The sequence below is a fragment of the Nocardioides sp. NPDC057772 genome (genome assembly GCF_042798075.1).
Taxonomy (GTDB): Bacteria; Actinomycetota; Actinomycetes; order Propionibacteriales; family Nocardioidaceae; genus Nocardioides.
On record NZ_JBHVKN010000014.1, the window covers coordinates 39,229 to 48,361 of the forward strand.

8 protein-coding genes are annotated in these 9,133 nt (G+C 67.2%); 3 read left to right on the forward strand and 5 right to left on the reverse strand.

Annotated elements, in window-relative coordinates; all coding sequences use genetic code 11:
- The first annotated feature begins 361 nt into the window (after positions 1-361).
- From ACFVJS_RS04795 to ACFVJS_RS04805, 3 genes are all read left to right on the forward strand, one after another.
- Positions 362-535 carry a hypothetical protein gene (locus ACFVJS_RS04795; protein WP_008356373.1) on the forward strand — a complete coding sequence of 58 codons (174 nt, stop codon included), beginning with the start codon at positions 362-364 and terminating at the stop codon, positions 533-535.
- Between the two features lie 159 nt (positions 536-694).
- A complete protein-coding gene (locus ACFVJS_RS04800; protein WP_378877797.1) occupies positions 695-1,960 on the forward strand; it encodes an MFS transporter in 1,266 nt (421 codons plus the stop codon).
- Positions 1,961-2,187: 227 nt separating this feature from the next.
- Positions 2,188-3,198, forward strand: coding sequence for a type IV toxin-antitoxin system AbiEi family antitoxin domain-containing protein (locus tag ACFVJS_RS04805; protein ID WP_378877798.1), 1,011 nt, complete (start codon positions 2,188-2,190; stop codon positions 3,196-3,198).
- A gap of 104 nt (positions 3,199-3,302) precedes the next feature.
- Here ACFVJS_RS04805 and ACFVJS_RS04810 read toward each other — a convergent pair whose 3' ends face one another.
- From ACFVJS_RS04810 to ACFVJS_RS04830, 5 genes are all read right to left on the reverse strand, one after another.
- Positions 3,303-4,178, reverse strand: coding sequence for a 1,4-dihydroxy-2-naphthoate polyprenyltransferase (locus ACFVJS_RS04810; protein ID WP_378877799.1), 876 nt, complete (start codon positions 4,176-4,178; stop codon positions 3,303-3,305).
- A 195-nt stretch (positions 4,179-4,373) separates the two neighbouring features.
- Entirely contained in the window at positions 4,374-5,660 is a 1,287-nt protein-coding gene (gene mmsB / locus ACFVJS_RS04815) for a multiple monosaccharide ABC transporter permease (protein ID WP_378877800.1), read from the reverse strand.
- Between the two features lie 6 nt (positions 5,661-5,666).
- Entirely contained in the window at positions 5,667-7,199 is a 1,533-nt protein-coding gene (mmsA, locus tag ACFVJS_RS04820; RefSeq protein ID WP_378877801.1) for a multiple monosaccharide ABC transporter ATP-binding protein, read from the reverse strand.
- 76 nt (positions 7,200-7,275) lie between these two features.
- The gene (chvE, locus tag ACFVJS_RS04825) at positions 7,276-8,340 is read right to left on the reverse strand and encodes a multiple monosaccharide ABC transporter substrate-binding protein (protein WP_378877802.1); all 1,065 of its coding nucleotides are present in this window, start codon (positions 8,338-8,340) and stop codon (positions 7,276-7,278) included.
- 437 nt (positions 8,341-8,777) lie between these two features.
- Positions 8,778-9,133 (reverse strand): hypothetical protein (locus tag ACFVJS_RS04830; RefSeq protein ID WP_378877803.1); only part of this gene is annotated, 356 nt, incomplete at its 5' end.

Sequence of the window (9,133 nt, forward strand, 5' to 3'; positions counted from 1 at the left end):
TCGCCCCTCCCGCGCGCTGACGCAAACTCCCGGGCATCGGCATTTTGGACAAACGCCACCGCCATGTGAGACGAGCGTAGTCGCCAGACCGCTCGAGCGCACCTCGTTCCACCTGACGACACGTGCTCTCCGCGCGCGTAGCAGGCTTCGCGCCGACCGCTTCGGCGGCTGTCATGCCACACACCGGACCGTTGGGCGCAACACTGTCCCGCCCAGTGGTCTCCTTCGGCGAATTCTTGCGAGGGGAGGCTAACTTCGGGGAATCTATATCCCGGTGCATCCTCGCGAATTTCGCGCGCTTGCGTCCGGATTCGCGAATTTACATTACATTCAATCGGATTTCTCGGGAGGACGAGCTCACATGGACAAGAAGAAGATCTTCATCGTCATCGGCGTTCTGTTCGTCGGGTTCTGGCTGTTCACCGATCCGCAGGGACTGACCAGCACGATCTCGGCCATCGCCGGCGGCATCTGGGGCGTCACCACCGACGTCTTCGGCGGCGTGATCGGCACGATCGAGGGTTCCACCCGCTGACCTAGACCGCGACCTGCGCCGACGCACAGGCGTCGGCGTGATGGGCTCCTTTTTTCCGCTGCCGGTTTGGGGACCGCGCAGCACAGATAACTGTTTGACGCCGAGCACCGCTCGGATGAGACTTCGCTTGTCTCGATGTCAAGACAGTTTGGAGTCGACGTGTCCCCTCACTTCATCCGGTTGAGGGACAAGGTCCTCTCCGACGACCCGCTCATCCGGGCGATGTCGTACCAGTCGGTGTTGTCGGCCTTCGCCGAGGGCACCTTTCTCACCGGTTCGGCGGTCTTCTTCACCCAGATCGTCGGTCTCTCCGCCGCACAGGTCGGCCTCGGTCTCACGATCGCGGGCGTCGCCACGTTCTTGTTCGCCGTCCCCCTGGGCCGACTCGCGGATCGCCTCGGCACCCGGTTCAGCTGGATCGCCGGTGCCGTTCTCCAGGCGCTGCTGTTCGGCGCCTGGGTGCTGGTCGGCGACTTCGCCGCGTACGTCGCCGTCGAGGTGCTCCTCGCGCTCGCCGCCTCCTGGCAGCGGTCGGGTCGCGACGCCTACCGGATCTCGGTCTTCCCGGCGGCCACCCGCGTCCGCGGTTTCGCCTATATGCGCGCCGCCCGCAATGTCGGCTACACCCTCGGCGCGCTCGCCAGCGGCCTCGCACTGGCGGCCGACTCCGACACCCTGATCAAGGCGGTCCCGCTGATGACCGCCGTGGTGCTGCTGGTCAACGCCTATTGGATCTCGCGCCTCCCCCGCCTCGCCACCGCTGCCTCCCCTGGCGACGTGAAGAAGGACGTACGTGACCGCCTCGGCGCCCTGCGCAACCGCGCGTTCCTCGCGACGACGTTCTTCGACGGCGTGCTCGGCACCCACCAGGTCCTGCTCAACGTCGTCATCCCGCTATGGCTGGTCCAGGAGACCGACGCACCGCGGGTCCTGCTGGCGTGGCTGTTCGGCACCAACACCATCATGGCGGTCGGGCTGCAGGTGATCGCTGCCCGCGGCGTGACCGACGTGGCCACGTCACTGCGCGCCGAGCGGCGCGGAGCCCTCTGCTTCCTGGCCTCCTGCGCGATCATCGCGGTCACCCACGACACCGTCGGACTTCTCACGATCGCGCTCGTCTGGATCGGCCATGTGACCGTCACCGGCGCCGAGCTCTTCCAGTCCGCCGGCGAGTGGGGCCTGATCGCCGACCTCTCCGACCCGGAACGCCGCGGCGACTACCAGGGTGCGGCCCAGGTCGGCTACACCCTCGGCACCGTCTGGGCCCCCGCTGCGTACACGTTCCTGGCGATGGAGCTCGGCCACCTCGGCTGGGCGATCATCGCGGGCATCATCGTCATCGCCACGATCGCCCTCCACCCCGCCGCCCGCGCTGCCGAGTGCTACCTCGCCCGGCAGCCCCAGCCGGTCCCCGCGCCGGCGTAGCGCGGTCGCGGGCGTTGCGCGCTGGGAGACGGTCCGCTGTAACACGTTGTTCGTAGGACTACTCGCCCCATCAGAGCGACCGGAAAGTCCTACGAACAGCGTGTTACACGTGTCCGAGCCCACCGCTCGGGCCAACGACCATCCACAGACGTACGTCGGGTCGGAGTTATCCACAGATCGCCGCTGAACGCGGCCAAGAGTCGGTGCCTGGCAACAGGCTGAAGCCCATGAACCCACGCATTCAGGCGGTGATGGCTGCGCACCACGGACTCATCACGCGCAAGCAAGCTCTCGCATCAGGCCTCGACCTCGACACGATCTACCGCTACGTCCGGAGCGGAGAGTGGTCGGTCGTGCGGCGGGGTGTGTACGCCGAACGTGCCTACGTCGAGAGCATCAGACTGCCCACCGACCGACAACGGCTCCTCGACCGAGCGGCGTGCGCGGCGATCACCGTCCCGTTCGTACGAAGTCATGACACCGCTGCGCTCGAGCTCGACATGGGCATCCTCCTTCCCCGAAAGCCCCAGACTCACGTCACTCGCCACCCGGTCGTCGGCAGCCACAACAAGTGGGGCGTGAAGCACCACCTCGCGCCGTACCTCGATGACCAGGTCGTCAGGGTGAACGGGTTCGACGTCCTCGGGCTCGCCCGCACCGCGATCGACATCGCACGCGAGCACGGCCGTCCGTACGGGGTCGTGGCCGTCGACTCTGCTCGACGGATGGGGGTTTCCGTCGAGGAGCTCTGGGACGTCCTCGACCACATGCCACATTGGCCGAATCGCCGGCAGGCGCGGGAAGCCATCGACCTGTCGTACGCAGGCGTTGAATCGATCGGCGAGACGCTCACCCGCGACGTGCTCGAAGAGCTCGGGCTGACGGGCATCGAGACGCAGTTCGAGATCACGGACGGCGTACGCACCGCTCGATTCGATCTTCGGGTGGGCCGCCACCTCTTCGAGTTCGACGGCCGAAGCAAGTACGTTCCCGCGGCCGAAGGAGGTCTGGCGCTCCGCTCGGTCGACGACATCCTGGCCGAGGAGAAGACCCGGCAGGCGTGGGCGCACGGGTTCCACCTCGGCATGTCACGCGTCGAGTGGCCCGACCTCTTCGGCCGCAACCGCGACTACCTCAAGGACCGCCTGGCCCGCGAGTACCTCGCCACCTGCCGGGCTTTCGGCACCGACATCTCGGACCTCGAACGATTCCGCGTACGTCGCCCGAAGGCGGCGTGAGCCTGGCCGTCGGTGGTGTAACACGTCGTTCGTAGATCTACTCGCCCCGTCAGAACGACCGGATAGTGCCACGAGCAGCGTGTTACACCCGTCCCAGCAGGGGCTCAGACGAACAGCAGCGGTACGCCGACGAGCAGTCCCCACACCAGCGTGGCGAGCCCCGTCTGCTGAAGGACGGGGATCAGCCGCGGGCCGAGGTTGGCGCGGTCGAGGACGGTGCGGACGCCCTGAGCAGCGACCACGACGAACCCGAGGCCGAGCAGCGCCCACCACGAGGTCGTGAGGGCGACGAGCACGACCGAGACGGCGGCGACGGCGACGAGGGCGACGTAGAGCCAGCGGGTGCGCGCGTCACCGAGGCGTACGGCGAGCGTGATCTTCCCGGACTCGGTGTCGCCGGGGATGTCGCGGAGGTTGTTGGCGACGAGGAGGGCGGAGGTGATGGCGCCGATGCCGACCCCGCCCCACAGTGCGCCCCACTCCCAGGTCTGCGTCTGGACGTAGGTGGTGCCGATGACGGCGACGAGGCCGAAGAAGACGAAGACCATGACCTCGCCGAGGCCGGCGTAGCCGTAGGGGTGCGAGCCTCCGGTGTAGTACCAGGCGGCGATCATGCAGACCAGGCCCACGACCACCAGCCACCACGCGGAGGTCGCCGCCAGCACCAGCCCCGCCACCGCGGCGACCCCGAACGCGATGAACGCGGCCCGCTTGACCGAGGACGGCGACGCGAGACCCGAGCCGGTCAGCCGCAGCGGGCCCACGCGCTCGTCGTCGGTCCCCCGGATCCCGTCTGAGTAGTCGTTGGCGTAGTTGACCGCGACCTGCAGCGCCAGTGCCACGACGAGCGCGAGCAGCGCCTTCCACCAGACCAACCCACCGGCGTACGCAGCCACTCCGGTGCCGGCGATGACCGGCGCGAGCGCCGCGGGGAGTGTGCGAGGACGGGCTCCCTGGAGCCACTGAGCGGTGTTTGCCACCCCGCTATTCAACACCTGCGCTCGAAAGCGGGTGCCGCGGGGATGTAACACGTCGTTCGTAGCACTATCCGGTCGTCTCCATAGGGCGGGTAGTCCCACGAACGGCGTGTTACACGGGCCCGACCTCACACGAAAACCCAACGACCCCCGCCCGGGGGGAGGCGGGGGTCGTGGGGTGGGGGAGGGAGGGATGGATCAGGTTTTCGGCGGGTCGTTGGAGTCGACGCTCAGCTCGGCCTCCATGGCCTCGATCTCCTCGGCCAGCTTGTCGGGCGGCGGAGCGCTGGGCTCAGCGGACTCGGCACCGGCACCTCCGGACCCGGCGGTGCGGCGCTTGTTCCACACGTCGAAGGCGACGGCGAGCAGGAGCACGAGGCCCTTGATGGCCTGCTGCCAGTCGATGGAGACACCGAGCAGCGACATGCCGTTGTTCAGGACACCCATGACGAGACCACCGATGATCGCGCCGACGACGGTGCCGACACCACCGGTGACGGCCGCGCCACCGATGAAGGCGGCGGCGATCGCGTCGAGCTCGAAGTTCACGCCGGCCTTGGGGTTGGCCGCGGTCAGGCGGGCGGTGGTGACGATGCCCGCCAGACCCGAGAGCAGACCCATGTTCATCATGACCAGGAAGTCGACGCGCTTGGTGTTGACACCGGACATCGTGGCCGCGTCGACGTTGCCGCCGATCGCGTAGACGTGCCGGCCGAAGACGGTCCGGTTCATGATGAACGTGTAGACCATGATCAGCCCGCCGAGGATCAGGCCGACGATCGGCAGCCCGCGCGCGTCGGCGAGCAGGTAGGCGAAGTACATGATCACGATCGTCAGCAGCGCCAGCTTCACCACGAAGAGCGGGAAGGGCAGGACGTCGAAGTTGTACGCGGCCTGAGCCGACCGGCGCCGCACCTCGAGCACGATGAGCACCGCGACGGCGATGACGGCGATGAGGATCGTCAGGTTGTGGAACCCGGTGTCCGGCCCGATCTCCGGCAGGAACCCGTTGCCGATGGCCTTGAACTGCTCGGGCAGACCACCGACGGTCGCGCCCTTGAGCACGACCAGGGTCAGACCGCGGAAGAGCAGCATCGAGGCCAGCGTGACGATGAACGCCGGGATCCCGACGTAGGCCACCCAGAAGCCGTGCCAGGCGCCGATCGCGGTGCCGATCAGCAGGCCGATGAAGACGGCCAGCCACCACGGGAAGTCGTACTGGGTCATCATGATCGCCGAGGCGGCACCGACGAAGGCGGCCACGGAGCCGACCGACAGGTCGATGTGGCGCGCCACGATCACGATCACCATGCCGATGGCCAGGATCAGGATCTGGGCGTTCTGGACGACCAGGTTGGAGACGTTGAGCGGCTTGAGCAGCACGCCCTCGGTCGAGATCTGGAAGAGGATGACGATCGCCGCCAGAGCGATGATCATCCCGTACTGGCGGACGTTCCCGCGCAGCGTGTTGAGCAGGGCATTCATCGGGTGTTACTTCCTCGCGTCCGCGGTCATGTAGCGCATCAGGGACTCCTGGGTGGCCTCTGAGCGGTCGAACTCATGGGTGATCACGCCCTCGGCGAGCGTGTAGATGCGATCACACAGACCGAGCAGCTCGGGCAGCTCGGAGGAGATCACCAGTACGCCGCGACCGCTGCGGGCGAGCTCCTGGATGATCCCGTAGATCTCGTACTTGGCACCGACGTCGATGCCTCGGGTCGGCTCGTCGAGGATCAGCAGCTTCGGGTCGGTGTACATCCACTTGGACAGCACCACCTTCTGCTGGTTGCCGCCGGAGAGCTTGCCGACCCCGGCGGTGATCGACGGCGCCTTGATGTTGAGGTTCTTGCGGTAGCCCTCGGCGACCACGACCTCCTTGTGCTCGTCCACGACCAGCCCGCGCCGCAGCTTCTTCAGCGCCGCCGCGGTGACCGAGGTCTTGATGTCGTCGATGAGGTTGAGCCCGAGGCCCTTGCGGTCCTCCGAGACGTACGCGATGCCCGCCTCGATCGCCTGGGTGACCGTGTTGAGGTGCAGCTCCTTGCCCTCCAGCACCAGCGAGCCGGACGTGCGGGAGCCGTAGGAGCGGCCGAAGATCGACCGCGCCAGCTCCGTACGTCCCGCACCCATCATCCCGGCGATGCCGACGATCTCGCCGGCTCGCACGGACAGGTTGGCCTGGCGGATGACCTCGCGGTGGCTGTCCTGCGGGTGCATGACGGTCCAGTCGCGCACCTCGAAGAGGACGTCCCCGATGGAGGGGGTGTGGTCGGGGAAGCGGTTCTCCAGGTCGCGGCCGACCATCCCGCGGATGATCCGGTCCTCGTCCACGCCGCCGGCGGCGACGGAGAGGGTCTCGATGCTCTGACCGTCGCGGATGATGGTGATCTCGTCGGCGATCTGCTCGATCTCGTTCAGCTTGTGGCTGATCATGATCGAGGTGATCCCCTTCTCCTGGAGGCCCTTGAGCAGAGCGAGCAGGTGCTGGGAGTCGTCGTCGTTCAGCGCCGCGGTCGGCTCGTCGAGGATGAGGAGCTTGACCTCCTTGGAGAGCGCCTTGGCGATCTCGACCAGCTGCTGCTTGCCGATGCCGAGGTTCTTCACCGGGGTCAGCGGGTTCTCGCGCAGGCCGACCCGGGCAAGCAGGTCGATCGCTTCGCGGTTGGCGCGGCCCCAGTCGATGATGCCGCGCTTGGCGGTCTCGTTGCCGAGGAAGATGTTCTCCGCGATCGAGAGCTCGGGGATGAGGGCGAGCTCCTGGTGGATGATCACGATGCCGGCGGCTTCGCTCTGCCGGATGTTGCTGAACTTCGCGGTCTCGCCCTCGAAGACGATGTCGCCGCTGTAGGTGCCGTGCGGGTAGACCCCGCTGAGCACCTTCATCAGGGTGCTCTTGCCGGCACCGTTCTCACCGCAGATCGCGTGGATGTCACCGCGGTTGACGACGAGGTTGACGTCGGAGAGCGCCTTGACGCCGGGGAACTCCTTGGTGATGCCGCGCATCTCCAGGATCGGTGAGCTCATGTGGTTCCTGCTATCTGGCCAGGTGACGGCGTGGACCCGGTCCGGAGGGACCCGGGCCCACGCCGCGTACGGGGTGCTACTTGATCTCGTCGGCGGTGTAGTAGTCGGACTCGACAAGCACCTTGGTCACGTCGTCCTTGGTGACCACGACCGGGTCGAGGAGGTAGGACGGAACGACCTTCTTGCCGTTGTCGTAGGTCTCGGTGTCGTTGACCTCGGGCTCCTCGCCCGCACCGACGGCGACGATCATGTCGACGGTCACCTTCGCGAGCTCACGAGTGTCCTTGAAGATCGTGGAGTACTGCTCACCGGCGTTGATCGACTTCACCGACTGCACCTCGGCGTCCTGACCGGTCACGACCGGGAGGTCGGCGGTGGTGTAGCCGTTGCCCTTGAGCGCGGCGATGATGCCGAGCGAGAGGCCGTCGTAGGGCGAGAGCACGCCCTGGACCTTCGTGGAGGCGTACGTCTTGGTGAGGATGTCCTCCATGCGCTTCTGCGCGGTGGCGGGGTCCCAGCGCAGGATCGCGGCCTGGTCGAACTTCGTCTGCCCCGAGGGGATGACGATCTCGCCGGACTTCATCAGCGGCTCGAGCACCGACATGGCGCCGTCCCAGAAGAAGGTGGCGTTGTTGTCGTCGGGGGAACCACCGAAGAGCTCGACGTTGTAGGGGCCCTTGCCCTTGGCCTTCAGGCCCTCGACGAGCGAGGTGGCCTGCTGCACGCCGACCTGGAAGTTGTCGAAGGTCGAGTAGTAGTCGACGGCCTCGGTGTCGCGGATGAGGCGGTCGTAGCTGATGATCGGGATGTCCTGCGACTCCGCGGTCTCGAGGACCTCGCCGAGCGCGGTGCCGTCGATGGCGGCGACCACCAGGACGTCGACGCCCTTGGTGACCATGTTCTCGACCTGGGAGACCTGGGTCGGGATGTCGTCCTCGGCGTACTGCAGGTCGACCTTGTAGCCCTCGGCCTCGAGCTGCTTCTTGATGTTGTTGCCGTCTGCGATCCAGCGCTCCGAGGACTTGGTCGGCATGGCCACACCGACGGTGCCCTTGTCGCTGCCCTCGCCGCCGTCGCCACCGCATGCCGCCAGGCCGAGCGCAAGCGCCGCCGCGGTGATCGTGGTGAGTACCTTGCGCACTAACCTGCTCCATTTCGTCTACGGCCGCGCTGGTAGGCCCGCGCGCCGCTGTCAGGGGCCGGAGACCGGCTGAGGGACCGGTTCCCGGGTGAGTCACCTCACAGATGTGAACGCTCACATTGGGACAATCTGCCTCCTGACGTCCGAATGCGTCAAGTGCAGGACGAGGATGTTTCCGACTCGTGACTTACGGGAGTCTCCGTTGATCACCTGACGCTCACAGGAGGCTCACACACACGGCGGGAGACCCTGAAACATCGCCGAGTCGGCGCATCTGTCCCAACCCGGATCGCCAAGTCGGCGCATCTGTCCCAGCCCGGATCGCCGAGTCGGCGCATCTGTCCCAGCCCAAGCCGACTCGACGAGCTATACCGAGACAGACACGCCGACTCGACGCCTACCAACGAGACAGACACGCCGACTCGGCGTCCGCGGGGTCAGCGGTGGCGTACGCCGACCAGCGAGCCGGACCCGCCCGGCCAGGCCACCTGGATCGACTCCGCGCCGTCCGCGTCGGAACCGTCGACGAGGCGCTTCACGACGACCACGAAGCTGCCCGCGGCGACGCGTGACTCGGCACCGTGGGAGCGGATCGTGACACCGTCGAAGTGCGGCACCGCGTTACGGGCCCACGACCCCGTGCCGGTCGCGGTCACGACCGTCTCGCGGCGCTCCACCAGGCGGCCCCGGTCGTAGACGTCCATCGGTTCCTGGGTGGCGCCGGTCAGCGCGGCCGCCAGCAGGGTGTGGACGGCCACCGGATCAGCGCAGGCGTCGTAGACGTAGCGGGTCC

Coding starts and splice junctions, on each gene's coding strand:
- ACFVJS_RS04795 (WP_008356373.1), top strand. CDS start 362: ATGGACAAGAAGAAGATCTTCATCGTCATCGGCGTTCTGTTCGTCGGG.
- mmsA (WP_378877801.1), bottom strand. CDS start 7,199: ATGAGCTCACCGATCCTGGAGATGCGCGGCATCACCAAGGAGTTCCCC.
- ACFVJS_RS04805 (WP_378877798.1), top strand. CDS start 2,188: ATGAACCCACGCATTCAGGCGGTGATGGCTGCGCACCACGGACTCATC.
- mmsB (WP_378877800.1), bottom strand. CDS start 5,660: ATGAATGCCCTGCTCAACACGCTGCGCGGGAACGTCCGCCAGTACGGG.